The sequence below is a fragment of the Cupriavidus sp. SK-3 genome, from assembly GCF_000611145.1.
Taxonomy (GTDB): Bacteria; Pseudomonadota; Gammaproteobacteria; order Burkholderiales; family Burkholderiaceae; genus Cupriavidus.
In genome coordinates, this window is sequence record NZ_JFJV02000264.1 from 14,071 (window position 1) to 38,541 (window position 24,471).

Here is a 24,471-nt window from a genome sequence, read left to right on the forward strand (position 1 = left end):
GTATTCAAGCTATCGGAGATACGAAATGAGTATCGGAAATATTGTGCAGTGTATTGGCGCCGTGGTGGACATCGAGTTCCCCCGCGACGCGCTGCCGAAGGTGTACGACGCGCTCGTGCTGGAAGAGAGCAACGAAGCCTCGTTCGCCGAGAAGGGCCTGACCTTCGAAGTGCAGCAACAGCTGGGTGACGGCGTGGTGCGTACCATTGCCCTGGGTTCGTCGGACGGCCTGCGCCGCGGCATGGCGGTGAAGAGCACCGGCGCCCCGATTTCGGTGCCGGTTGGTCAAGGCACCCTGGGCCGCATCATGGACGTGCTGGGTCGTCCCATCGACGATGCCGGCCCGATCGCATCGGACGAGCTGCGCGCGATCCACCAGAAGGCTCCGAAGTTCGACGAACTGTCGCCTTCGGTCGACCTGCTGGAAACCGGCATCAAGGTGATCGACCTGGTCTGCCCGTTCGCAAAGGGCGGTAAGGTTGGCCTGTTCGGTGGCGCCGGCGTTGGCAAGACCGTGAACATGATGGAGCTCATCAACAATATCGCCAAGCAGCACAGCGGTTTGTCGGTGTTCGCCGGTGTGGGCGAGCGTACCCGTGAAGGGAACGACTTCTACCACGAAATGAAGGACTCGAACGTTCTCGACAAGGTGGCCATGGTGTTCGGCCAGATGAACGAGCCGCCGGGCAACCGTCTGCGCGTGGCGCTGTCCGGCCTGACCATGGCCGAGAAGTTCCGCGACGAAGGCCGTGACATCCTGTTCTTCGTCGACAACATCTACCGCTACACGCTGGCCGGTACGGAAGTGTCCGCACTGCTGGGCCGTATGCCTTCCGCAGTGGGTTACCAGCCGACGCTGGCTGAGGAAATGGGCAAGCTGCAAGAGCGCATTACCTCGACCAAGACCGGCTCGATCACGTCGATCCAGGCCGTGTACGTGCCTGCGGATGACTTGACCGACCCGTCGCCTGCTACCACCTTCCTGCATCTGGACTCGACCGTCGTGCTGTCGCGTGACATCGCCGCGCTGGGTATCTACCCCGCCGTCGATCCGCTCGACTCGACCTCGCGTCAGCTCGACCCGCAAGTCGTGGGGCAGGAGCACTACGACGTGGCCCGTCGCGTTCAGCAAACGCTGCAGCGCTACAAGGAACTGCGCGACATTATCGCGATTCTGGGCATGGACGAACTGTCGCCGGAAGACAAGCAGGCTGTGTCGCGCGCTCGTAAGATCCAGCGTTTCCTGTCGCAACCCTTCCACGTCGCGGAAGTGTTCACGGGTTCGCCGGGCAAGTACGTGCCGCTGAAGGAAACCATCCGTGGCTTCAAGATGCTGGTGGACGGCGAGTGCGATCACCTGCCCGAGCAAGCGTTCTACATGGTCGGTTCGATCGACGAAGCCTTCGAGAAGGCCAAGAAGCTCCAGTAAGCGGCGTCTTTCGCTTTCAGCGCCGTAGTGGCGGTTGCCGCGGACAGCAATGTCGGCGGTGGCCGCGCTCAGCCTGAGCGCGGAATACTTGCTTCCTGGCAACGGGAAGCCGAAGCTTTCAGGGACTAAAGGAATTCACATGGCAACCATTCTTGTAGACGTCGTCAGCGCCGAATCGTCGATCTTCTCCGGTCAGGCGAAGTTCGTGGCGCTGCCGGGCGAGTCGGGCGAGCTGGGTATCCTGCCGGGCCATACGCCGCTGATTACGCGTATCCAGCCGGGCGCGGTGCGCATCGAGAAGGAAGACGGCAGCGAAGAGTTCGTGTTCGTGGCCGGCGGGATTCTCGAAGTCCAGCCCAAGCACGTCACCGTGCTGGCGGACACCGCGATCCGTGGCGGCGACCTCGACGAAGCCAAGGCGCAGGAAGCCAAGCGCGCCGCCGAGGAGCTGATGCAGAACCAGAGCAGCGATCTCGACCTGGCACGTGCGCAAGGCGAGCTGGCTGTTGCTACTGCGCAACTGGCTGCCATCGCGCGCCTGCGTCGGAAACGGTAAGAAGAAGCAGCACCGCCGCAGCTGTTGTTTTTTTGGCAGCGGCGAAAAAAAAGGCAGCCTCGCGGCTGCCTTTTTTGAATCCCAACGACTATTCTGTCGGCTCAGGACAAAAAAAAGCGCGCGGGCCGGGGAGGCTCCGCGCGGACGGGAAAATCCCTTCGAGGGGTCAATTCGAAGGAACGGGTAAGGTCCAGGTCAACCAACAGGCGCAAACCACTTTCTTGGTGGTCCAACATCCGGTCGGGCAGTATTGATCGCATTCAGACGATCCAACCAGCCAGAACCGGCACGCGCCAACATCATCTCAACCTGGTACACCGACCGCAGCATCGTCTGCGATCCGGTTAATCTAGGTGGGAATGCTTCCTTAGGCTTTCTTCAATGCGCCCTCCCTTTCTGTTTGGGGGAGGGAACGCCTTTCACAAAAACTGATTGTGTTAAAGCATTGTGGGGGAAACTTTTGGGGATGGCAGTAACAAAATGTATCGGTTTGCAAGAAGTTGAAAGCGCGGTAACTAAAAAAGCGTCTAAACAGGCGTTTTAGCGCGCATTGCATCTGCTCCGCCTCCAGGCGGCGGGAACATCACCACGTGGCGCGGGTCCGATAGGTTTCGCTGAACTCGCCATCCGCTTTGCGGTTCGGCCATCGATTGCCATGCCGCCTCACTCAGCCTTTTCCCCCGTCGCTCCTGGCTTCGCACATACCACGAGAGGCCTTGTCCAGCTTGGCATTGCGACGCTGTCAACCGCTTCTCTGTGTGCTGGTGGCCTTGCTTGCGCAGCCGAGTTGCAAGCGCCCAATGGCGTGCTGTGGCAGGGCGAGCTTGACGGCGGCGTGCAGGTAGCGCTGACGATTTTCCCGCGCGCCGGGACCGAGCGGGTCGAAGGAACGGCCCGTTACGATTCAATGCTTGCCGCCGCACCTCGTCAACTCGATGGCCAATTGACAGCGCAGCGGCGCCTGAGCTTGCGCGAGCGCGACGACGTCCAGGCGCCGGCTGAGTATCCCGAGCCCCGCGCTGGTGCACGTTTCGAGGGCACCGTCTCAGCCGATGGGCTGAGTGCAACCGGGCAGTGGATGAGTATCGACGGTACCCGCCGGCAGACACTAACGCTGACCCGCAAGGCGGTTTACCGCGAACGCACCGTGAAAGTGGCAGGCGCGCGACTTACCGAACGCTTTCCGGAGACTGGCCGTCCCCGACTCGATGCGCTGATTGCGTCGCTGCGTGACAGCGGATGCGGTGAGGGCGAGCACGAATGCCGCAGCGGGATCGAGCTGATGCGCCTCGACGGCGGCGCCGTCAGCCTGCTGCGTACCACCTGGCGCTATAACGGCGGTGCCCACGGCAGTCTCGACTTTGTCGGCGGTACCTGGCGGCGCGATACTGCCGAATCCGCATCAGCGGCATCCGCGGCGCCTGCCCGGTCTGTCTATACGCCTGTCCGGCTCGCAGACCTGCTGCAGCCGGGCGAGGCTTGCCTGCAAAAACTCAACGACGAACTGCAGGTCGAGTTGAAGCGGCAGGGCGCGGCCGAGCCCGAACGCGGCGCGCTCGATGTGCAAGCCCTGCGCGATACGCGCACTCCATTTACCCTGTACCGCGGTGGCCTGGTAATGCACTATGCGCCTTACGCGGTAGGGCCGTTTGCACAGGGCGCATACCAGGTGGCGGTGCCTTTCGCGCGGCTGGGCAGTTGTGCCCGCCCGGCTGCCACCGGCCGCGACAAATCCCCGGAAACCAACGAGAAGGAACAGACGTGAGCGAGATGCATCAGGCCATACACAGCATGCTGGCGATGAAGACCGTGGCTGTGGTTGGCCTCTCCGACCACCCCGACCGCGCCAGTCACGAAGTGGCTACCTTCCTGCAGCGCCACGGCTACCGCATCGTGCCGGTCAACCCGCGCCATGCCGGCGAGCGCATCCTGGGGGAAACCTGCCACGCCAGCCTGGCCGACGCCGCCGCGGTGCTGGCTGAGTCGGGGCAGCGTATCGAATGGGTCGATATCTTCCGTCGCGCCGCCGACGTGCCTCCGGTGGTCGAGGACGCCATCGCGATCGGCGCCCGCGGGGTCTGGTTTCAGCTCGGCATCGTCAATGACGTTGCCTTCGGCCGGGCCAGCGCCGCAGGCCTGCTGGCGGTGCAGGACCGCTGCAGCAAGATCGAGCTGATGCGCCTCGCGTCCTGATCCCGCTACACTAGCCGGTCAAGCACAGACCAGACAAATTCCATTCGCAAGCAGCCATGGCCATCGATCCCCAGCTCCTCGACTACTATCGCCGTCTCGCCGAGCGCTACGCCGGCCAGCCCGCACCGGCCGATGCGGCGGGCCGCCGCGCACGCTTCGCCGAGATCGCAGCCACCTCGATCATGCCGGATCCGGAAGGCATCGTTGCCTCCGATCTGGAGATCCCGCTGCCGGGCCGCACCCTGGCCGCGCGCCTGTTCCGGCCCGAGGCCGTGGCCGAGCCGCGCCTGATCGTCTACTTCCATGGTGGCGGCTGGGTGGTCGGCTCGCATGACACGCACCACAGCGTGGCGGCGCTGCTGGCTGCCGACACGGGCTGCGCGGTGGCGAGCGTGGATTACCGGCTGGCGCCGGAATTTCCATTTCCGGCGCCTTGCGACGACGCGCTGGAAGCCGTCCTGTGGTTCGCCGAGCAGCGCGTGCGCTTGCACCTGGACGCGGGCTTCCTGGCCGTGGCTGGCGACAGTGCGGGCGGCCACCTGGCGGCGCAGGCGGCACGCTGGGCCAATGCGCATGCGCGTCCGGGCCTGGTCAACGCCCAGATGCTGGTCTATCCCGTGACGGCCCCGGTGCTGGCGACCGAAAGCTATCGCGCCTTCGCGGATGGTCCCGGCCTCACACGCGACGAAATGGCCTGGTTCTGGACCGAATTCATCGGTGCCGGGCGCCTCGCCGAAGGCGCCGCCATCGAAGACACGCGCATCCACCTGATGGGCGCAGCACCGAAGCACCTGCCGCCGGCCAGCGTAGTGATGGTCGCCGCTCACGATGTGCTGCGTGACGACGGCCTGGCCTATGCCGATTACCTGGTGCGCTACGGCGCACCGGTGATCACGCTGGAAGCGAGCGGCATGACGCACGGCTTTGCCCGCCTGCAGCCCGATGTCCCGCGCGCGCGCGAATGGATGCGCCGCGCCGCGCAGGCCTTCAAGGAACTGGCGGCCGATATCTGAGCAGGCGGCCCCGGCAGAGGGGCCGCCGGAGCCGCCGGGCATCGCCTATCGTCCCGAGCCAGCCACAAGACTGCCGGCAGCGACTGGCCATCCCGTAAAATGGCGGTCTTACGAGGATGACCATGACCGCATTGCAGAACGATACCTTCCTGCGCGCGCTGCGCCGGCAACCCACCGAGTACACCCCGCTGTGGCTGATGCGTCAGGCGGGGCGCTACCTGCCTGAATACAACGCCACGCGCGCTCGCGCCGGCAGCTTCCTCGGCCTGGCCAAGAACCCGGCCTACGCGACCGAAGTTACCCTGCAGCCGCTCGAGCGCTATCCGCTCGACGCGGCCATCCTCTTCTCCGACATCCTTACCGTGCCCGACGCCATGGGCCTGGGCCTGTCGTTCGCGCAAGGCGAAGGGCCGCGCTTCGCGCATCCCCTGCGTACCGAGGGCGACGTCAAGAAGCTGGCGGTGCCGGACATGGCCTCGCTCTCCTATGTGTTCGACGCGGTCAGCGAGATCCGCCGCGCCCTGGTGCAGGACGGCCGCCAGCGCGTGCCGCTGATCGGTTTCTCGGGTAGCCCCTGGACACTGGCCTGCTACATGGTGGAAGGCGCCGGCTCCGCGGATTTCCGCACGGTCAAGGCCATGATGTACAGCCGCCCGGACCTGATGCACCGCATCCTGGAGATCAACGCCGCGGCAGTCGCGGCCTACCTGAATGCGCAGATCGAGGCTGGCGCGCAGGCGGTGATGCTGTTCGATACCTGGGGCGGTACGCTGGCCGATGGCATGTACCAGGCCTTCTCGCTAGCCTATATGCGCCAGGTGCTGGCTGGGCTCAAGCGCGAGCACGACGGCCAGCAGGTGCCGGCCATCGTGTTCACCAAGGGCGGCGGCCTGTGGCTGGAAGAACTCACCGGCATCGGCGCCGACGCGCTGGGACTGGACTGGACGGTCAACCTGACCCAGGCGCGCCGCCGGACCGGTGGCAAGGTGGCCCTCCAGGGCAACATCGACCCCAATGTGCTGTTTGCGCCGGAGGCCGCGATTCGCGAGCAGGTGCGCGGCGTACTCGACAGCTATGCCGCCGGCGGCGGCAGCGACGGTCACGTTTTCAACCTGGGTCACGGGATTTCCCAGTTCACGCCGCCCGAGAATGTGACGGTGCTGGTGGACGAGGTACATCGCTACAGCCGGCAGCTGCGCGTCGCCGCGACGTGACAGGGGGGGCACGTCTTCCCGCCCGCCCAGGGCTGCCATCTGTGCGGCGCAGCGAGCAGGCCTCGCGCGCCGCGCAGGGCTGTCCGCGTGCCGGGTTAGGCTTGCAAGAAGCGCTGTCAAGTAAACTATTTTGCAATATTTCGTCCTTTCGGTGCTGGTTCGCGCTTGTCAAGGCTTGACTTATGCACATCAATGGGTTTTCCGCAGTGCAAGAGCGGGTTAGTCCTTAACTCATCTGAGGGGGGTCTGCAAGTCCTTGATTTACAAGGGATTGCATCCGGGCAAGGTCGGGTTGGAATGCCCATGGGAGCCTTGTTTCACGGGCGTTTGCGGGAACTCCGGGCGAGTTTTCAACAAAGTTATCCACAGGCGGTGCCCGAGGCCGGGAAAACCAGCCATCTATCATCGACTTAGGGGCACATTTGAAGCGTTACTTTAAGTTGATGTTGCGCCGCACACTTAATTTGGCCGAAAAGCGGCCTGGCGCCCGTCTGCACACGCTTCGGGCCTCTTTGCCCCATTGTGGAACGTACCTGCTGCTGCGCTCCGCGTCCGGGTCGGGAGGCGCAGTGTGATGTCCCCGGCGATCCCCGGGGAAGCCGGGTCGGCGGCGGCACCGGCAAGCGTTGCGGGCAGGGATGGTGCCCCGCTCGCCGTGGTGCAGGTGGCGCTCGATACGCCGGCCGACGACGTTTTCGACTACCTTGCCGGTCCCGAAGTACAGCCTGGCGATCTGGTGGCCGTGCCGTTTGGCCGCCGCATGCTGGTGGGCGTGGCGGTATCGCGTTCGGCGCACTCGGACGTACCTGCCGAGCGCCTGCGTCCCGTCGCCCAGCACCTGGACTGGCTGCCGCCGCTCGGCGCGCACTGGATCGCCCTGGCGGCGTTTGCCGCCCGCTACTATCATCGCTGCCTGGGCGAAGTCATGTTGCCCGCGCTGCCTCCGGCACTGCGCGAAGCCGACGGCTGGGCGCGGCTGGCCCTGCGTGCCCGCAGCGAACATTACCGCGTAGTCCCGGGGCAAGGCGCGGCCCTGCTGGCGGCGGTGCCGGCGCGTGCGCGTACGGTGCTGGCGCTGGCACAGGCGCTGGTAGCCGCCGCGGAGGACGGGCAGGCGGTATCCGCTGCCGAGGCGCGTGCGCTGTGCAGCGCCGCCCCGTCGCGCCTGGCTGAGTGGGCCGGGGCCGGCTGGGTGACCTCCGAGCGTGCCGACCAGCCTTTGCTGGGCACGCCTGCGGCAAGCGAGCCGTCTGCCGCGCCGCCGCTGCATGACGAGCAGCGCGTGGCCGTGGAGGCGATCGTGCAGGCCACGGGATTCTCACCTTTCCTGCTCCACGGCGTGACCGGCAGCGGCAAGACCGAGGTGTACCTGCACGCCATGGCCGAAGTGCTGGCGCGGGACGCGCAGGCGCAGGTACTGATGCTGGTGCCCGAAATCAACCTCACCCCGCAGTTGCAGGGCCGCATTGCCGCGCGTTTCCCGCATCTGCCGCTGGCGGTGCTGCACAGCGGCCTGGCCGACCAGGAGCGCACCCTGCAATGGCTGGCCGCGCACCGCGGCGAGGCCCGCATCGTGCTGGGCACGCGCCTGGCGGTCATGGCTTCGTTGCCGCACCTGGCGCTGATCGTGGTCGACGAGGAGCACGACACCTCCTACAAGCAGCAGGAAGGCCTGCGCTACTCGGCCCGCGACCTCGCGGTATGGCGTGCCAAGCAGCTTGGCGCCGCGGTGGTACTGGGCTCGGCCACGCCGTCGATGGAGTCCTGGTGGCGCGCCGAGCAGGGCACCTACCGCAAGCTGGTGCTGCGCGAGCGCGCCCAGACCGACGCCACGCTGCCCACGGTGCGCCTGATCGATATCAACCAGGAGCGCCAGCGCCAGCGCGCGCTCTACGAAGGCCTGTCGGTGCCTTTGCTCAACGCCATCGAGGCTCGCCTGAAGCGTGGCGAGCAGAGCCTGCTTTTTCTCAACCGGCGCGGCTATGCGCCGGTGCTCGCCTGCGACAGCTGTGGCTGGCTTTCCGGCTGCCCGCGCTGCTCGGCCTACCTGGTGCTGCACCGGCCGGAGCGCCGCCTGCGCTGCCATCACTGCGGGCTGGAATCACCGGTGCCGCATCACTGCCCGGACTGCGGCAACGTGGACGTCGCGCCGCTTGGGCGGGGCACCCAGCGCATCGAGGAGGCCCTGGCCGCGCGTTTCCCGCAAGCGCGCATTGCACGCATCGACGCCGATTCCACGCGCCGCAAGGGCAGCGCCCAGGCCATGTTCGACGAAGTGCACGCGGGCGAGGTCGACATCCTGGTCGGCACCCAGATGGTGGCCAAGGGACACGATTTCCAGCGTGTGACGCTGGTCGGCATCGTCCATCCCGACGCCGCCATGTTCAGCCATGATTTCCGCGCCGCCGAGCACTTGTTCGCCTCGCTGATGCAGGTGGCCGGCCGCGCCGGACGGGCAGGGCTGGCTGGCGAAGTACTGATCCAGACACGCTATCCCGACGCATCGGCATTGCAGGCATTGGTACGCCATGACTATGATGGATTCGCGGCCACGCAGTTGCGCGAGCGCCGGCAGGCCGGGTTGCCCCCGTTTGCTTACCAGGTGCTGGTCACGGCCGAGCATGCGCAGCTGGAACGCGCGCTGGCTTTCCTGCAAAGCGCGCGCAACCGCGCAGATGCATGCCCAATGGCACCGGAGGTGCAACTCCATGACCCGGTGCCGATGTCGATGGTGCGCGTATTTAACCGGGAGCGTGCGCAGATGCTGGTAGAGAGTACGTCACGCCTTGCACTGCAGCGGTTTATCAGCGAGTGGGTGCAAACTTTTGGTGATGCAATGGCCGATGCCAAGGGCGTGCGCTGGCAGCTGGAGATCGATCCGCTGCGAATTTGAGTCCGCTCCGGAACGCGCTGGGGCCAGCGCAGCGCCAGGTACGGTGCAACCCACATTTCCGGATTGGCATGAGTGGTTGTACCTAGTTGCACCTTTGGTTTGCCCCAGAGTATGATCGCGCCATCTGCAGGTTTCCTCGCGGTATCGGGAACCAGCGTTCGCGTCTTACGGAGAATCAAGCGCATGGCCACCACCACCCTTGGCGTCAAACTCGACGACGCCTCCCGCGAGCGCCTCAAGCGCGTTGCCCAGTCAATCGACCGCACGCCGCACTGGCTGATCAAGCAGGCAATATTTACGTATCTGGAGCAGGTCGAGCGAGGCAACGTCCCGCATGAGACCAGTGCCGCGGGCATGGGGGGCGAGGGTGCGGCGGATGGCGCCGACGGCTTCGATGCGGGGACCGGCGAAGGCGCGGTGCAACCCTTCCTGGAGTTTGCCCAGAGCGTGCAGCCGCAGTCTGTGCTGCGTGCCGCCATCACCGCTGCTTACCGCCGCCCGGAACCCGAGTGCGTGCCGGTGCTGCTGGAACAGGCCCGCCTGCCGCACCAACAGGCCGAAGCCGCCCTGGCCATGGCCCGGACCCTGGCCACACGGCTGCGCGAACGCAAGGTCGGCACGGGCCGGGAAGGGCTGGTACAGGGCCTGATCCAGGAGTTCTCGCTGTCCTCGCAGGAAGGCGTGGCGCTGATGTGCCTGGCCGAAGCGCTGCTGCGTATTCCCGACAAGGCCACCCGCGACGCGCTGATCCGCGACAAGATCAGCGGCGCCAACTGGCAGTCGCACCTGGGTCAGAGCCCGTCCGTATTCGTCAACGCCGCGACCTGGGGCCTGCTGTTTACCGGCAAGCTGGTGGCCACCCATACCGAGGCCGGCCTGTCCAAGGCGCTCACCCGCATCATCGGCAAGGGCGGCGAGCCGCTGATCCGCAAGGGCGTGGACATGGCGATGCGCCTGATGGGCGAGCAGTTCGTCACCGGCGAGACCATTTCCGAGGCGCTCGCCAACGCGCGCAAGTACGAGGCCGAGGGCTTCCGCTACTCCTACGACATGCTGGGCGAGGCGGCGATGACCGAGGCCGACGCGCAGCGCTACCTGGCCTCCTACGAGCAGGCCATCAACGCCATCGGCCAGGCCTCGCGCGGGCGCGGCATCTATGAAGGCCCCGGCATCTCGATCAAGCTTTCGGCCTTGCATCCGCGCTACAGCCGCGCGCAGCACGAGCGCGTGGTCAGCGAACTCTATGGCCGCCTCAAGTCCCTGACCCTGCTGGCCCGCCAGTACGACATCGGCATCAATATCGACGCCGAGGAAGCCGACCGCCTGGAAATCTCGCTCGACCTGCTGGAGCGCCTGTGCTTCGAGCCCGAGCTGGCTGGCTGGAACGGCATCGGCTTCGTGGTGCAGGGCTACCAGAAGCGCTGCCCCTTCGTGATCGACTACCTGATCGACCTGGCACGCCGCAGCCGCCACCGCCTGATGATCCGCCTGGTCAAGGGCGCTTACTGGGACAGCGAGATCAAGCGCGCCCAGGTGGACGGGCTGGAGGGTTATCCGGTCTATACCCGCAAGGTCTATACCGACGTGTCCTACGTGGCCTGCGCGCGCAAGCTGCTGTCGGTGCCGGACGCCATCTACCCGCAGTTCGCCACCCATAACGCCCACACGCTGGCGGCCATCTACCAGATCGCCGGCCACAATTACTATCCCGGCCAGTACGAGTTCCAGTGCCTGCACGGCATGGGCGAGCCGCTGTACGACCAGGTGGTCGGCCCGCTGGCCGACGGCAAGTTCAACCGCCCGTGCCGCATCTACGCGCCGGTCGGCACGCATGAGACGCTGCTGGCCTACCTGGTGCGCCGCCTGCTGGAAAACGGTGCCAACACGTCCTTCGTGAACCGCATCGCCGACGACACCATCTCGCTGGACGAGCTGGTGGCCGATCCGGTCACCGTGGTCGAGCGCATGCACGCCGACGAAGGCTCGCTTGGCCTGCCGCATCCGCGTATCCCGCAGCCGCGCAACCTTTATGGCGAATCGCGGCCCAACTCGGCCGGTATCGACCTTTCCAACGAACATCGCCTTGCCTCGCTGTCCTCGGCGCTGCTGGCCGGTACCAGCGAGGCCGTCAGTGCCGTGCCGCTGCTGGGCGTGGAAGCCGCTGCCGGCGTGGACGCCGGCCAGCCCGCTCCTGTGCGCAATCCGTCCGACCTGCGTGATGTGGTCGGCCATGTCACCGAAGCCAGCATGGCCGAGGTGGAAGCCGCGCTGCAGGCCGCCGTCAATGCCGCGCCGATCTGGCAGGCGACCCCGGCAGACGTCCGTGCGGTCGCGCTCGAACGCGCGGCGGAACTGATGGAAGCGCAGATGCAGTCCCTGATGGGCATCATCATGCGCGAGGCCGGCAAGACCTTCTCCAATGCCATCGCCGAAGTGCGCGAGGCCGTGGACTTCCTGCGCTACTACGCCGCGCAGGTACGCGAGACCTTCTCCAGCGATACTCACCGCCCGCTGGGGCCGGTGGTCTGTATCAGCCCGTGGAATTTCCCGCTCGCCATCTTTACCGGCCAGGTCGCGGCCGCGCTGGCCGCCGGCAATACGGTGCTGGCCAAGCCCGCCGAGCAGACCCCGCTGATCGCTGCCCAGGCCGTGCGCCTGCTGCGCGAAGCCGGCGTGCCGGCCGGCGCGGTGCAGTTGCTGCCGGGCCGTGGCGAGACCGTGGGCGCCGCGCTGGTGGGCGACGCCCGCGTCAAGGGCGTGATGTTCACCGGCTCCACCGAAGTGGCGCGCCTGCTGCAACGCAGCGTGGCCGGCCGGCTGGACGCCGCCGGCCGCCCGGTGCCGCTGATCGCCGAGACCGGTGGCCAGAACGCGATGATCGTCGATTCTTCCGCGCTGGCGGAACAGGTGGTGGGCGATGTGGTGAATTCCGCTTTCGACTCCGCTGGCCAGCGCTGCTCCGCGCTGCGCGTGCTGTGCCTGCAGGAAGAAGTGGCCGACCGCGTGCTGGAGATGCTCAAGGGCGCCATGGATGAACTCACCATGGGCAACCCGGACCGGCTGTCGACCGACGTCGGCCCGGTCATCGACGAGGAAGCGCGCAACAATATCGTGCGCCATATCGACGCCATGCGCGCCAAGGGCCGCCGCGTCCACCAGGCCGATCCGAACGGCGCGGCCAGCGCCGCCTGCCGCAACGGCACCTTTGTGTCGCCGACGCTGATCGAACTCGACAGCATCGAGGAGCTGCAGCGCGAAGTCTTCGGCCCCGTGCTGCACGTGGTGCGCTATCCGCGCACCGGGCTCGACACCTTGCTTGATCAGATCAACGGCACCGGCTACGGCCTGACCATGGGCATCCATACCCGCATCGACGAGACCATCGAACACATCGTGGAGCGGGCGGAGGTGGGCAATCTCTACGTCAACCGCAATATCGTCGGCGCGGTGGTCGGCGTGCAGCCCTTTGGCGGCGAAGGCCTGTCCGGCACCGGTCCCAAGGCCGGCGGCCCGCTCTACCTGCACCGCCTGCTGTCGATCTGCCCGCAGGACGCCGTGGCCCGCGTGGTGCGCGCCTCCGATACGCTCGGCGGCGCCGACGCAACCAGCCCGGTGCGCCGCGCGCTGGCCGATGCACTGGCTACGCTCAAGGAATGGGCCCAGCGCGAGAGCGCGGCACTCCCCGAACTGGCGGCGGCGTGCGAACGCTTTGCGGCCGCCTCGGCAGCCGGCCTGTCGGTCACGTTGCCCGGCCCGACCGGCGAACGCAACACCTATACGCTGCTGCCGCGCGCGGCCGTGCTGTGCCTGGCCCAGCAGGAGGCCGACCTGGCCACCCAGCTGGCCGCGGTGCTGGCCGCCGGCAGCCAGGCAGTGTGGCCCGAAAGCCCCATGGCCCGGGCGCTGTTTGCACGGCTGCCCAAGGCAGTACAATCGCGCGTCCGCCTGGTGCCCGACTGGGCTGCCGGCGACACGAACTTCGACGCGGTGTTGCACCACGGCGATTCCGACCAGTTGCGCACCGTGTGCGAGCAACTGGCCACGCGTCAGGGTCCGATCATTTCGGTGCAAGGCCTGGCTCACGGTGAACCGAATGTGGCCATCGAGCGTTTGTTGATCGAGCGTTCGCTGTCCGTCAACACGGCGGCGGCGGGCGGCAATGCCAGTTTGATGACGATCGGCTGACCGGCCGGCCGTCGATCGAAGCGACGCGAGGCAGCGGCGATCCCGCAGACCTCGCGTATTTGAAAAATCGGGGAGCGTTTCGCGCCACACCCGGACGCGTCCAAAAGCGCAGCAAGGCTATCCAAAAGCCACCAAGGAGAACTGATGAACTCGACTTTCCACAAGACGGCCCTGACCGTCGCCCTGACCGTTGCAGGCCTGTGCGCCACCTCGGCCGCCTTCGCCCAGGCGCAGGAAATCAAGCTGGGTTTTGCCGCGCCGATGACCGGCGGCCAGGCGCAATACGGCAAGGACATGCAGAACGGCGTCGTCCTCGCCATCGAGGAAATGAACGCGACCAAGCCCAAGATCGGCGGCAAGGACGTCAAGTTCGTACTGCTCTCCGAAGACGACGCGGCCGACCCCAAGACCGGCTCGGTCGTGGCGCAGAAGCTGGTGGACAACGGTATCCAGGGCATGCTGGGCCACTTCAACTCGGGCACCAGCATCCCGGCCTCGATGGTCTACAACCGCGCCGGCATTCCCCAGATCGCCATGGCCACCGCGCCCGAGTACACCCGCCAGGGCTTCAAGACCACCTTCCGCATGATGACCTCCGACACCCAGCAGGGTTCGGTGATCGGTGCTTTCGTGGTGAAGAAGCTGGGCGCCAAGAACATCGCCATCGTCGACGACCGCACGGCCTACGGCCAAGGCCTGGCCGACGAGTTCGAGAAGGCCGCCAAGGCCGCCGGCGGCAAGATCGTGCGCCGCGAGTTCACCAACGACAAGGCGGTGGACTTCAAGGCCGTGCTGACCAATATCAAGCGCAGCAACCCGGACGTGATCTTCTTCGGCGGCGCGGAAACGCAATCCGCGCCGATGGCCAAGCAGGTCAAGGAGCTTGGCATGAAGTCGCCGGTGGTATCGGGCGAAATGTCGAAGACCGACAACTTCCTGAAGCTGGCCGGCCCTGCCGCCGAGGGCACGGTAGTATCGCTGGCCGGCCTGCCGCTGGAGCAGATGCCCGGTGGCGCCACCTACGAGAAGAAGTACGAGAAGCGCTTCGGCGGCAAGGTGCAGACCTACTCGCCGTACGCCTATGACGGCGCCACGGCCATGATGACCGCCATGATCAAGGCCGGTTCGGCCGATCCGGCGCGCTACCTGCCGGTGCTGGCGGCCACCAACATGCAAGGCGTGACCACCAAGACGCTGGCCTACGACGCGCGTGGCGACCTGAAGGACGGCGGCATCACCGTCTACAAGGTGGTTGGCGGCAAGTGGACCGTGCTGGAGACGGTTGGCGGCAAGTAAGCTATGACTCCAGAATAGGAGTGATCAGCGGGTATTATCTGACGCCGTCCCTTTGGGACGGCGTTTTCTTACGTTGTGCCAGGCGACGTCCAGCATGCTGATGGCTCCGCATCGCAGGGCGCGCGATCGCCGCGCTTTACGGCGGCCGGCGCCCGATGATGTCTTGCGCCTCTCTGATCATTCGCGCCATGGCGACATCATTGGGGACTTCCAATGAAAGCAGGGCGAGCTTTTGTTGCGCGGCCGCTGTTTGCCCGCGCTGTGCCAATGTCCGCGTTACCGCTTCCGCTGCGGGAGACGCGACAACGGCGAGAAGTCCACGCGGATCGGCCCCCTCTTGCATGACAACGGTAGCGATGCGATCTATGGTGCTGCCACCTGAAAGACTTGCTTCGATCGCTGCGATGGCAGACAACCAATCGCTGTAGCGGACCAAGTCGAGGAAATCGATTGTGGCAAGGGCGTCCGGGAAAACTGGCTGGTTCTCCGCGAGATGTTTCTGGATTTGGCTCAGTGTGTCCGAGTGCAGCGATGACAGCGCATAAGGCAAAAGCACCACGGTTGCCAGATCCTCGGCAGTGTGCCCACCCGGGACGCCTGAATGCGTAATAGCGTGTAGCGCGAGTCGCTGTGCCTCGGGTTCCTGGATCAAGGGCAGGAGGAAACCCAGTTCCCTGGTGTATTCGGCGCGACTTATTGCGCCATTTGACAAAGCCGCATTCAGGATTGGAAGCGTGTCGGGGAAAAAACCGATTCGCGTATATTGTATGATGGCCTGATGCGAAATTTCAGTGTCCGGCGAGCGAGCGGCTTTTGCGAGAGTGGCTGCAACCAAAGGATTGACACCGAGGCGAGATTGCTCCGTGAGGGTCAACGCTTCATTAGTTTCATATTGCGACGCCAACAGGTTGACCAGGGCGCGTTTGACCTGCTGCTCGTGAATGCTCCCATATAAGGCGTCTTCTATTTTTGACACTCTTTCGGTGGTGGCCCGAAGTGGCAGCAACCTCATCGTGTCAAGCAAAAATTTGGCGATAATCGGGCGGCGCCCCGCATCCTGGAAGTCTGCCCAAAGGAAATCGAATTTTTGCTCAGGTGTGAGAGCGGGATCCGAAGTTATCTTGTCTGTGTGGTGCCGAAGGCCTTCAAGACCGGCGCCTTCGAATAGTGAAGCATGACTAGGGGCCGTTGTCTCGATCCTACCTTGCTGGGGGGAGGAAGCCGGCGCAGTAATAACCCGCCGGAGGGATGCCGATGTAGGGTAATTCTCCTTTTCGGACGAGCTTTCAGAAGTTAAGGAGTCTATCCCTAGCAGGCACGAAATGGCGGCCAAAGTACCGACAGCGAGTCGTATCTTCATGAGCGTTTTGGCGTGGCATTACTTTTTCCCTACTTCGATGCCTCTCTCATTTAGCCGCATGAAAAGGCTTTCCGGTGTCGTGGACCTGAACAGTGCGGTCCACATTGTCGAATTTCCGTTACTAAGCGGCGTGTAGGCGTCGATGACAAACTTATCGCAACGATATTGTCCGCGCATTTGCGGACGGTAGCTTGCGCACATTGGCGGGCGGCATGCTGGCCGCGCGGAAATGTAGCCGTCGGTGACTGTGTAATCGGCGCCCACTTGTCCAATGACCTTGGCATTTTGGACGATAGCGTGTTTCATGCCCAAAGTGATCAGATACGAGCATGCTGCATCGCTACACATGCGTTGCTGCGGGAGCCTGTCGAGGCCCGCAACGAACGCAGAACCCCAATATCGTGTTCGCGATTTGAAGTCGGCTAGGGTGTTGGTATTAATGGCATTTCCTGGAGTGTTGAGCGCTTCAATGACATGGTTGCCACTCCATATGCCAACATGACCAATGCTTCCGATGCCCCATAGGTCCAAATTTCTTCCTACGACGTCCGCTGCATCGGACGGGTCCCAGCCTATCTTGGATGGAACGGCGGGAGGACGTTTCCATTGCGCTTGGGCAGTACCGGCAATGACCAAAGCGGGCAGCAGTGCGAGCAGCGCAACTCTTGAATATCCGAATATACGCATGGGATCCCTCCTCTGATCGGCTAATGGGTAATCGCCGCTAGCGTGTAAGGTGCGGCGTAAGCTGTCCTACCCATCCAAGGTAGGCGAACCGTCCGGGGCACCTCAATCGGCACTTTCTGAATTTGGGGCGCGAAATTTCCCAATGCCCCATAATTCCGCACTCGCACATCCACCCAGAAGGAGCAGTCCTTGTCCGTGCAGGAAGTCAGCTACGACCACGCCATCGAGTTAGCCAACGCCGAGCGTTACGATGAAGCGCTGGTCATCCTCGACCAGCTCTCGCAGGCGCAGCCGCAAGTGGTGGATTTCGATTGCCTGCGGGCACGCCTGCACTATGACCGCGGCGACGCGCAGCAGGCTTTCGCCGTGCTCGACGCCGCGCTGGCGAAGCTGCCCGGCCTGCCGCTGCATCCGGCGCACCGCTGGTCCTCGCGCGGCGTGATTGCGCATCGCTACGGCATGCTGCTGCTGGGGATGGACCGCCCTCAGGAGGCGCTGCCCTGGCTGGAAGAGGCGGCGCTGCGCAACGGCTTGTCCTCGGGGGAGTGGAGCGCGCGCCTGCATGCGGGCCTGGTGCACTACCGCCTGGGGGATTTCGCCCGGGCTGGCGCTTATTGGTACGACTTGCTGTACCGCGCTCCCGACCTGGGCGCTGCTGATATCCTGGGCCAGGCAGTGGCCTACGTGAACGCCGCCGGCGAGCAGGCCGAGCCGATGCTGCGCCTGTGCCTGGCACGGATCGGCCTGGACAACCCCGAACTGCTCGAACTCGACGAAGCCGCGGGCGACGCCCTGGCCGCCGAACAGGCGGGAATCGTGCTGGCCAGCCAGCCGGACCACCCGCAAGCCCGCCGCATCCGTGCCCCGCTGCGCTACCGGGCCGGCGAGCTGGACGGCGCCTGGGACGACTTCGCCACCTACCAGCGCCAGGCGCCGGACCCGAAGGCGCAGGTGCGCGAACTGGAATGGCGCCACCAGTCCGGTGAAGCCGAGCCGTGGCTGCGCTTCGCTTTCGTGGAGAACGCCACCGACGCGACCGGCTACTACAACGCCGGCGTGGCGCTGGCCGAGTTCATGGATGCCGTGCCGGCGGCCGAGGCCGCGCTGACGCCGCACCTGCTCAAGGCGTACCGCCTGGGCGTGGCGCGCTTCGAGTCGTACTTTGCCAGCGGCGAGGGCGGCTACGACGACGCCGACCCGCATATCTATTCGATGCTGTGCCACAACCTGGCCACCCGGCTGGAAGGTGCCGCCAACCGCGCCGAGCGCATCGCCCTGCACGAGAAGGGCATCGCGGTCAGCGAATTCATCGAGCACTGGATCGACCTGCTCGAATGCCTGGAGGCTGCCGGCCAGCACCAGAAAGCCGTGGAAGTGGCGGGCGATGTCCTCAATCGCTACCCGCTGGAGCGCGATCCCGCCAATGTGGGCTGGATCTTCAGCCGGCTGATGAGCACCTGGAAGGCGATCGGCGGTGCGGAAGTGACTTCGGCAGCCCGAGACGCGCTGGCGCATATGGATGCCCGCGCCGATGCCCTGCCAGTGGAAGAGCGCAGCCAGGCCGCGCACGCGCTGGCGCACGCCCGCGCCCACTTCGCCGGGCTGCTGCGCAATGCCACAGGCGGCATGGACCAGCATGACCGCACCGATGCGCTGGCCGAGATCGAGGCTTTGCAACGCCGCGCGCTGCTGATCGAGGACGCGTGGCTGTGCAACGAGTTCGGCACGATCTGGCGTGACCTTGGCGCCCCCGACCGTGCACTGCCGCTGTTCGAGCAAGCCATCGGGCTGACTGGCGACGACCCCCGTGACCAGGCTTTCCCGCGTTTGCAGCGTGCCCTGATCCGCAACGGCCAGAAGCAGTACACCGAGGCGCTGACGGATTTCCAGGCGGCCTTTGCCGCGCGCGACGGCTGGGAAGGCGATGCTTATCTCGGTGCCGTCGAGGCCGCGCTCGGGCTGGAGCAGCGCGAGACCGCGCTGGGCTATTTCGAGAAGGCCCGCGCGGGTGGCGCCGCGCAGGGCAAATCGCGCGCACTGTACGCTCGCGTGGAAGCCGGCTTGCGCGCGACCCGGCCGGCATGGAAGTTCTGGGGCGTGTAGCGTCTGTATAGCGTCTGTACGGAAGCGCTCTGACCCTGATGCAAAAAAAAACGCCATCCCGGTAAGATGGCGTTTTTTTACGCCTGAACGCATCACGTTGCCTGCAAATTCCATTCTCTGTCGGACAAAATCCGACAAGGATTTTCGTGCGCCTCCGTTACCATGTAGCCCATGAATGGACTAAGCCAATTGTTTCCAAGCCTGCCCCTGGTACCGGGCGGGCTTTTCTGGGTCGGGCTGGCGCTGGTGGGCGCCGGCCTGGCGGGAGAGATATGCCGCACGTACCTGCGGCTGCCCCGGATCGTCGGCTATGCCGCCGCGGGCCTGCTGGCCGGCATGCTCGGCCGCGGCATCGTGGACGAAGACATGATCGCGCAGAGCCGCGTCCTGATCGATATGGCGCTGGCGCTGGCGCTGTTCGAACTGGGGCACCGGCTCTCGCTCACCTGGCTGCGGGCTAACCGCTGGCTGCTCTTCACCAGTGCCTTTGAAAGCCTGCTGACCTGGGGCCTGGTGGCCACCGTGCTGCAATGGATCGGCGTGAGCCCGGCCGTGGCCATCCTGGCCGGCGGTATCGCCGTCAGCACTTCGCCGACCATCGTGCTGCAACTCAAGAATGAACTGCGCGCGGAAGGGCAGGTGACTGAACGGCTGCTCGCCATGGCGGCCCTGAACAGCATCTACGCCGCCACCATCGTCCAGTTGGCCACGGGCTGGCTGCATTCCGAATACGGCAATCTCGGCGCCGCGCTGCTGCATCCGCTTTACCTGCTGGCGGGATCCTGCCTGCTGGCCTGGATCGTCGGCAAGCTCGGGCACGGCATCTACGCACGCATGGCCTCGGACGATCACTACAGTTTCCTGGTGCTGGTGGGACTGGTGCTGCTCACGCTCGCGCTCACGCGCGTACTCAAGCTTTCCATGCCGCTCACGCTGATGCTGGCCGGCGTCGTCTTCAAGCACCAGGACAGCCAGCCGCGCGTGTGGCCGGCGCATTTCGGCAGCGCGGGCAGCCTGTTGATCATCGTGATGGTGGTGTCGCTCGGCCTGCCGCTGACCGCGCACGACTGGGCCATCGGCGGCGGCGCCGCCTGTGTGCTGGTACTGCTGCGCCACTTCGCCAAGCTGGTGGGCGTGGTCTCGCTGGGCTCCTTCTCGGGCCTGAGCCTGAAGCAGTGCGTGGCGCTCGGTCTCGCGCTGGCGCCCATGTCGGGTCTGGCGTACCTGTTGATGAGCGATGTCGCGCTGCTGTATCCGAACACCGGCGAGCCGCTGGCGGCCATCATCCTGTGCACGCTGGCGATCGAACAATTGATGGGGCCCACGATGGCGGCCTGGGCACTTCGCTTTGCGGGCGAGGTCAGAAGCAATGGAGGAGGACGCTGATGTCACTCGAACCGTTCAAGCACTCCGAAGCGCTGACTTTCGGCGTGGAACTGGAGCTGCAGCTCGTCAATCGTCACGACTATGACCTGGCGCCGTTCGCGCCGGACCTGCTGCGTGCGCTGAAAGGCGCGCAGCATGCCGGCGACATCAAGCCTGAGATCAGCCCCTCGATGATCGAGATCAGCACCGGCATCTGCACGAGTTATGCACAGGCGCTGGACGAACTCGGCACCATGCGCGACCTGATGGTGGATGCCTCGCGTTCGCTCAACCTGGGCATCTGCGGCGGCGGCACCCATCCCTTCCAGCAGTGGGCCGACCGCACCATCTCCGATTCGCCGCGCTACCAGTACATCTCCGAACTCTATGGCTACCTGGCCAAGCAGTTCACGGTGTTCGGCCAGCACGTGCATATCGGCTGCCCGAGCGCCGACGACTCGCTGTTCCTGCTCCATGCCATCGGCCGCTACGTGCCGCACTTCATCGCGCTGGCCGCCTCGTCGCCATATGTGCAGGGCGTGGACACCGGGTTCGCCTCGGCGCGGCTGAACTCGGTCGCGGCCTTCCCCATGAGCGGGCGCGCGCCGCACCTGCTCACCTGGGATGCGTTCACCGCCTACTTCGAGAAGATGCGCAAGACCGGCGTGATCGAGAGCATGAAGGACTTCTACTGGGATATCCGTCCAAAGCCCGAGTTCGGCACCATCGAGGTCCGCGTGATGGACACGCCGCTCACGGTGGGCCGTGCCTGCGATATCGCCGCCTACATCCAGGCGCTTGCGCGCTACCTGCTCCTCTCGCGCCCCTTCATGCCACAGGAAGACGACTACCTCGTCTACACCTTCAACCGCTTCCAGGCTTGCCGCTTCGGGCTGGAAGGCGAGTATGTGCATCCCAACGAGCTCACGCGCATGCCGATCGCGGATCACATCATCTCGATCTGCGATGCGCTGGTCCCCCATGCCGAAGCGCTGGGATCGCTCGATGCGCTGGCCAATATCCGCGCGCTGGCGCAAAGCCGCAACGGCGATGCCGAGCGCGTGCGCCAGATCGACGCCAGCACGCGGAGTCTGCGCGAAACGGTGCGGCAGACTTGCGATAGCTGGGCGATCTGAGCGCGCTACGGGTACCGTGCGCAGGCAACCCGCGCAAACCGGTGGAGCAGGACTAGAATTAACGCATCAGATGCCCGTGACGACAACTTTCGGAGCTACGATGAAAGCGCTTTCCACCAAAGCAGAACGGACGCGCGGACGTCCTTCGGACCGGGCCGTGAACGTTCTCGCTGCGATTGTCGGACTGGTCACGCTAGCCATCGGCATCGGCTGGCTCATCTATGAGCATGTCGTGAATTTCGAGGTGCCTTACTTCGCGATTCCGCTGGTCCTGTCTGTGCCGGTGATCGCCGCGGCGGCGGTCCGCTGCATCTGGGACTAGCCCGGTCCGCACCGCGAGGCCGGAAGCCGACGCCGATCCTCAACCGCTGCCACCTGGCGTGGCGGTCGCATCGCATTGCCTCTGTCGCGCGCCGTTCCTGCGCTGGCGCCGTGATATCAGGCCTGCGCGCCCCCGTACACCGGCTCGCAGCGCACCTCTGACTTGACCGAGTTGGCAATGAAGCACGCCTCGTGCGCCGTGTGATGCAGGTGGGCGATTTCATCGCGGCTCGGCTGCCGCTCCCCGGAAAAGGTGACTTCCGGCCTGAGCGTGACCACCGTGATGGCCATCCTGCCGTCCGCGTTCTTCGCCATGGTCCCGACCGCCGCATCGAAGTAGCGGTCCACGCAGAACTTGTGCTTGGCGGCGATGGACAGGAACCACAGCATGTGGCAGCTGGACAGCGAGGAGACGAAGGCCTCTTCAGGATCGATCGCCGCGGCCTCCGACATGGGCAGCGGCACGACATGCGGCGACGACGAACCCGGCACCTCGATGCCGCCATCGAATCGCAGCGTGTGTTTCCGGCTGTAGCGGTTGCCGAGGAAATCCTGTTCTCCACGCAGCCATAGGATTTCTGCGGTGTACTGGGCCATGTCCTGTCTCTCCTGTCTGCATTATCTTGCCGTGGCCAACGCGCCTGCGGCGGCGCCCGCCTATGCCCCGTGCGGGACCTGTTCCCCATCGCGCAAACCAAGCCGCTGGTTAGCCGGCACGGCCACGTCGATCAGCTTGGGCTTCGGCAGGTTCAGCTGCGCCATCATCTCGATGAACTGGGTACGCGTGCGGCCGGCCACGCGGCTGTTATGCGCGCGTTCCTGGCCGATGGTGGATTCGGTGCGGCCCTTGTAGTCGTGGGCGGGATAGACCACGGTGTCGTCGGGCAGGGCGAAGAGTTTTTGCGTGAGGCTGTCGTATAGCGTGCCGGCGTCGCCGGACTGGAAATCGGTGCGGCCGCAGCCGTCGATCAGCAGCGCGTCGCCGGTGAAGATGCGGCGCACCACGCCGGCGGGGGTGGGCTCTTCCCACAGGTAGCTCATGCTGCCGGCAGTGTGGCCCGGCGTGTGGATGGCGCGCAGCGTCTGCGTGCCGAACTGCAGCGTGTCGCCGTCGATCAGCTGCTTCTGCGCGGGCTGGATATCGCAGCCCGAGGGCGCGGCGGTGTGCGCGCCGGTTTGCAGCGCAACATGGCCCGCGGAGGTGATGTGGTCGGCGTGGGCATGGGTCTCGACCACCCACGCCAGCGTGGCGCCGCTGGCCTGCAGCAGCGCCAGGTCGCGGTCTAGCTGGTGATCCACCGGATCGATCAGCAGCGCCTCCCGTGTGGCGGCGTCGATCAGCAGGTAGGTAAAGGTGGAGGAGGTTTCGTCGAAGAGCTGATGGAAGGTCTGCATGGCTGCACCGCCTGAGTGGGAACGGACATGATAGCGCTACCGCACGAATTCATGGCTATCCGCGCGTGGCTTCATGGCCTCACAGCAGCCGCTCCCACAGCACGCGGAATGGCACCGCCGGCACCAGGAAACAGAACGGCTGCGCGCACTCGCCGGGCGGCACGCCGAGTTCGCGCAGCATCGGCAGATTGCACTCGCCAATGACCGCTTCCAGCGGCTGCACGGCGGCGAGATCGATCGGCAGGTCGATGCCGGCGTGGGCGATGCGGCCGGCATCCTCTACGTGCGAAATCGCACTGTCCTGCAGGCACAGGAAGGCGACCGCGGATTCCCAGGAGTCGAAGCAGCCAGCGAAGCTGGCGGGCAGCGTGCGCGTGGCGGCGGGCCGTACCGTGCTGCGCAGCGCGGGCGCACTGCCCGCGCCGGGCACGATCTCGGTGCGGATCGCGCGGTCTTCGCGCCGGTGCACGAAGCGCGCCGCCAGGTGCGATGGCAGGGCGTCGCTGAAGAACCGGCTGCCGAGTGCATAGATGGCGCTGTCCAGCGTGTTCTTGACGAACAGCACCACGCGCCCGGCGCGCGCGCCGCCGGGCAGCTGGTCGACGTAGAAGCGCCAGTTGCTTTGCAGCGGCGATGGATACAGGCGCCGCAGCGGTCCCGCCGCGGCCGGGCCGAAGTGCCGGTGCGCGTAGGTCAGCACGGTGAACAAGGTCTTGCCGTCGCGTTGCCACAGGCGCACGCCCGGCGGCGCGTACCGGGCGGCCGCCGTGGCGTCCACCAGCCAGTTCAGGTAGACCACCTGCTCGACCTCGCTTTGCAGCACCATGAAGGGCAGGCGCGACAGCACCGCGCGGCGTGCCGCCAGCAGGCGCGGCGAGGACACCAGCCGGGCCAGCCATCTGCCGGGCAGGCCGGGCCTGGGGTGGACGAAACGGTTGTGGGTAAGTCGGGTGGGCTGCTGCGGCTGGGGCGGCAATCGGGTCAAGCGACGGACACCACTTCGCTGATCTGCACCACCGGCACCGCATCGGTGTAGTTGGGGATATCGAGCTGCAGCTCGTTGCCGGCGGCCTTGGCGGCGGCAACGAAGTCCTGCACCGACTCGAACAGGAAATGGCACATCACCGTGTAGGCCGGATCCGAGCCCGGCGCGCCGCCGCCCAGCCCGCGCTCCACTGCCGCGCCCCGGTAGCCGGGTTGCGCGCCGAACAGTTCGATGGCGCGCGGCATGTGCCGCTGCAGGTAGTAGTCCATGTCGAACTTGCCGCCCTTGCTGTGCGGGTAGAGAAAACTGATTTTGACCATGCCGGACTCCAAGTGGGTGA

At 65.6% G+C, this 24,471-nt stretch carries 19 protein-coding genes; 13 read left to right on the forward strand and 6 right to left on the reverse strand.

The window, feature by feature from the left end:
* Nucleotides 1-25 precede the first annotated feature (25 nt).
* The 9 genes from atpD to CF70_RS28185 all read left to right on the forward strand — a co-directional run bounded on the left by atpD (nucleotide 26) and on the right by CF70_RS28185 (nucleotide 14,779).
* Nucleotides 26-1,429: a F0F1 ATP synthase subunit beta gene (gene atpD, locus CF70_RS28145; protein ID WP_035873027.1), complete on the forward strand. Its 1,404-nt coding sequence runs from the start codon at nucleotides 26-28 to the stop codon at nucleotides 1,427-1,429.
* Nucleotides 1,430-1,568: 139 nt separating this feature from the next.
* Nucleotides 1,569-1,985 (forward strand): F0F1 ATP synthase subunit epsilon, encoded by a 417-nt coding sequence (locus tag CF70_RS28150; RefSeq protein ID WP_035873030.1) that lies wholly within the window; start codon nucleotides 1,569-1,571, stop codon nucleotides 1,983-1,985.
* Between the two features lie 787 nt (nucleotides 1,986-2,772).
* Nucleotides 2,773-3,750, forward strand: coding sequence for an RsiV family protein (locus CF70_RS28155; RefSeq protein WP_235185242.1), 978 nt, complete (start codon nucleotides 2,773-2,775; stop codon nucleotides 3,748-3,750).
* A 5-nt stretch (nucleotides 3,751-3,755) separates the two neighbouring features.
* Nucleotides 3,756-4,178, forward strand: a complete 423-nt coding sequence (locus CF70_RS28160; protein WP_035873322.1) for a CoA-binding protein — start codon at nucleotides 3,756-3,758, stop codon at nucleotides 4,176-4,178.
* Nucleotides 4,179-4,234: 56 nt separating this feature from the next.
* Nucleotides 4,235-5,191 (forward strand): alpha/beta hydrolase, encoded by a 957-nt coding sequence (locus tag CF70_RS28165; protein WP_035873033.1) that lies wholly within the window; start codon nucleotides 4,235-4,237, stop codon nucleotides 5,189-5,191.
* A 116-nt stretch (nucleotides 5,192-5,307) separates the two neighbouring features.
* Nucleotides 5,308-6,405, forward strand: a complete 1,098-nt coding sequence (hemE, locus tag CF70_RS28170) for a uroporphyrinogen decarboxylase (protein ID WP_035873036.1) — start codon at nucleotides 5,308-5,310, stop codon at nucleotides 6,403-6,405.
* Nucleotides 6,406-6,979: 574 nt separating this feature from the next.
* A complete protein-coding gene (locus CF70_RS28175) occupies nucleotides 6,980-9,298 on the forward strand; it encodes a primosomal protein N' (protein WP_035873039.1) in 2,319 nt (772 codons plus the stop codon).
* Nucleotides 9,299-9,481: 183 nt separating this feature from the next.
* The gene (gene putA / locus CF70_RS28180; RefSeq protein ID WP_035873042.1) at nucleotides 9,482-13,483 is read left to right on the forward strand and encodes a trifunctional transcriptional regulator/proline dehydrogenase/L-glutamate gamma-semialdehyde dehydrogenase; all 4,002 of its coding nucleotides are present in this window, start codon (nucleotides 9,482-9,484) and stop codon (nucleotides 13,481-13,483) included.
* 144 nt (nucleotides 13,484-13,627) lie between these two features.
* Complete coding sequence (locus tag CF70_RS28185) at nucleotides 13,628-14,779, forward strand: branched-chain amino acid ABC transporter substrate-binding protein (protein WP_035873045.1); 1,152 nt, start codon at nucleotides 13,628-13,630, stop codon at nucleotides 14,777-14,779.
* 136 nt (nucleotides 14,780-14,915) lie between these two features.
* Here CF70_RS28185 and CF70_RS28190 read toward each other — a convergent pair whose 3' ends face one another.
* A complete protein-coding gene (locus CF70_RS28190) occupies nucleotides 14,916-16,139 on the reverse strand; it encodes a hypothetical protein (protein ID WP_035873048.1) in 1,224 nt (407 codons plus the stop codon).
* Between the two features lie 18 nt (nucleotides 16,140-16,157).
* Nucleotides 16,158-16,826 (reverse strand): hypothetical protein, encoded by a 669-nt coding sequence (locus CF70_RS36345; RefSeq protein WP_152561937.1) that lies wholly within the window; start codon nucleotides 16,824-16,826, stop codon nucleotides 16,158-16,160.
* A 189-nt stretch (nucleotides 16,827-17,015) separates the two neighbouring features.
* Here CF70_RS36345 and CF70_RS28195 point away from each other — a divergent pair, with 189 nt between their 5' ends.
* The 4 genes from CF70_RS28195 to CF70_RS28210 all read left to right on the forward strand — a co-directional run bounded on the left by CF70_RS28195 (nucleotide 17,016) and on the right by CF70_RS28210 (nucleotide 21,752).
* Nucleotides 17,016-18,929 (forward strand): tetratricopeptide repeat protein, encoded by a 1,914-nt coding sequence (locus tag CF70_RS28195; protein ID WP_035873050.1) that lies wholly within the window; start codon nucleotides 17,016-17,018, stop codon nucleotides 18,927-18,929.
* A 171-nt stretch (nucleotides 18,930-19,100) separates the two neighbouring features.
* Entirely contained in the window at nucleotides 19,101-20,315 is a 1,215-nt protein-coding gene (locus CF70_RS28200; protein WP_035873053.1) for a cation:proton antiporter, read from the forward strand.
* Nucleotides 20,315-21,430: a YbdK family carboxylate-amine ligase gene (locus tag CF70_RS28205; RefSeq protein ID WP_035873056.1), complete on the forward strand. Its 1,116-nt coding sequence runs from the start codon at nucleotides 20,315-20,317 to the stop codon at nucleotides 21,428-21,430. The genes CF70_RS28200 and CF70_RS28205 overlap by 1 nt, the downstream gene beginning before the upstream one ends.
* A gap of 100 nt (nucleotides 21,431-21,530) precedes the next feature.
* Entirely contained in the window at nucleotides 21,531-21,752 is a 222-nt protein-coding gene (locus CF70_RS28210) for a hypothetical protein (protein ID WP_035873059.1), read from the forward strand.
* 116 nt (nucleotides 21,753-21,868) lie between these two features.
* On the opposite strand, the gene CF70_RS28215 is transcribed toward CF70_RS28210, so the two are convergent.
* The 4 genes from CF70_RS28215 to CF70_RS28230 all read right to left on the reverse strand — a co-directional run bounded on the left by CF70_RS28215 (nucleotide 21,869) and on the right by CF70_RS28230 (nucleotide 24,451).
* On the reverse strand, nucleotides 21,869-22,348 hold the full coding sequence (locus tag CF70_RS28215) for an OsmC family protein (RefSeq protein WP_035873062.1): 480 nt from the start codon (nucleotides 22,346-22,348) through the stop codon (nucleotides 21,869-21,871).
* A gap of 60 nt (nucleotides 22,349-22,408) precedes the next feature.
* On the reverse strand, nucleotides 22,409-23,146 hold the full coding sequence (locus CF70_RS28220) for an MBL fold metallo-hydrolase (RefSeq protein ID WP_035873064.1): 738 nt from the start codon (nucleotides 23,144-23,146) through the stop codon (nucleotides 22,409-22,411).
* Nucleotides 23,147-23,225: 79 nt separating this feature from the next.
* Entirely contained in the window at nucleotides 23,226-24,131 is a 906-nt protein-coding gene (locus CF70_RS28225; protein WP_235185243.1) for a DUF2071 domain-containing protein, read from the reverse strand.
* Nucleotides 24,128-24,451: an EthD family reductase gene (locus CF70_RS28230; RefSeq protein WP_035873067.1), complete on the reverse strand. Its 324-nt coding sequence runs from the start codon at nucleotides 24,449-24,451 to the stop codon at nucleotides 24,128-24,130. Before CF70_RS28230 ends, CF70_RS28225 begins: the two co-directional genes overlap by 4 nt.
* Nucleotides 24,452-24,471 lie beyond the last annotated feature (20 nt).

Bases quoted from the DNA above. Each gene is read 5' to 3' on its own strand.
- CF70_RS28215 (WP_035873062.1), bottom strand. From the start codon at position 22,348: ATGGCCCAGTACACCGCAGAAATCCTATGGCTGCGTGGAGAACAGGAT.
- CF70_RS28160 (WP_035873322.1), top strand. From the start codon at position 3,756: ATGCATCAGGCCATACACAGCATGCTGGCGATGAAGACCGTGGCTGTG.
- CF70_RS28210 (WP_035873059.1), top strand. From the start codon at position 21,531: ATGAAAGCGCTTTCCACCAAAGCAGAACGGACGCGCGGACGTCCTTCG.
- CF70_RS28150 (WP_035873030.1), top strand. From the start codon at position 1,569: ATGGCAACCATTCTTGTAGACGTCGTCAGCGCCGAATCGTCGATCTTC.
- putA (WP_035873042.1), top strand. From the start codon at position 9,482: ATGGCCACCACCACCCTTGGCGTCAAACTCGACGACGCCTCCCGCGAG.
- CF70_RS28220 (WP_035873064.1), bottom strand. From the start codon at position 23,146: ATGCAGACCTTCCATCAGCTCTTCGACGAAACCTCCTCCACCTTTACC.
- CF70_RS36345 (WP_152561937.1), bottom strand. From the start codon at position 16,826: ATGCGTATATTCGGATATTCAAGAGTTGCGCTGCTCGCACTGCTGCCC.
- CF70_RS28190 (WP_035873048.1), bottom strand. From the start codon at position 16,139: ATGAAGATACGACTCGCTGTCGGTACTTTGGCCGCCATTTCGTGCCTG.
- CF70_RS28165 (WP_035873033.1), top strand. From the start codon at position 4,235: ATGGCCATCGATCCCCAGCTCCTCGACTACTATCGCCGTCTCGCCGAG.
- CF70_RS28185 (WP_035873045.1), top strand. From the start codon at position 13,628: ATGAACTCGACTTTCCACAAGACGGCCCTGACCGTCGCCCTGACCGTT.
- CF70_RS28205 (WP_035873056.1), top strand. From the start codon at position 20,315: ATGTCACTCGAACCGTTCAAGCACTCCGAAGCGCTGACTTTCGGCGTG.
- CF70_RS28175 (WP_035873039.1), top strand. From the start codon at position 6,980: ATGTCCCCGGCGATCCCCGGGGAAGCCGGGTCGGCGGCGGCACCGGCA.
- hemE (WP_035873036.1), top strand. From the start codon at position 5,308: ATGACCATGACCGCATTGCAGAACGATACCTTCCTGCGCGCGCTGCGC.
- atpD (WP_035873027.1), top strand. From the start codon at position 26: ATGAGTATCGGAAATATTGTGCAGTGTATTGGCGCCGTGGTGGACATC.
- CF70_RS28230 (WP_035873067.1), bottom strand. From the start codon at position 24,451: ATGGTCAAAATCAGTTTTCTCTACCCGCACAGCAAGGGCGGCAAGTTC.
- CF70_RS28200 (WP_035873053.1), top strand. From the start codon at position 19,101: ATGAATGGACTAAGCCAATTGTTTCCAAGCCTGCCCCTGGTACCGGGC.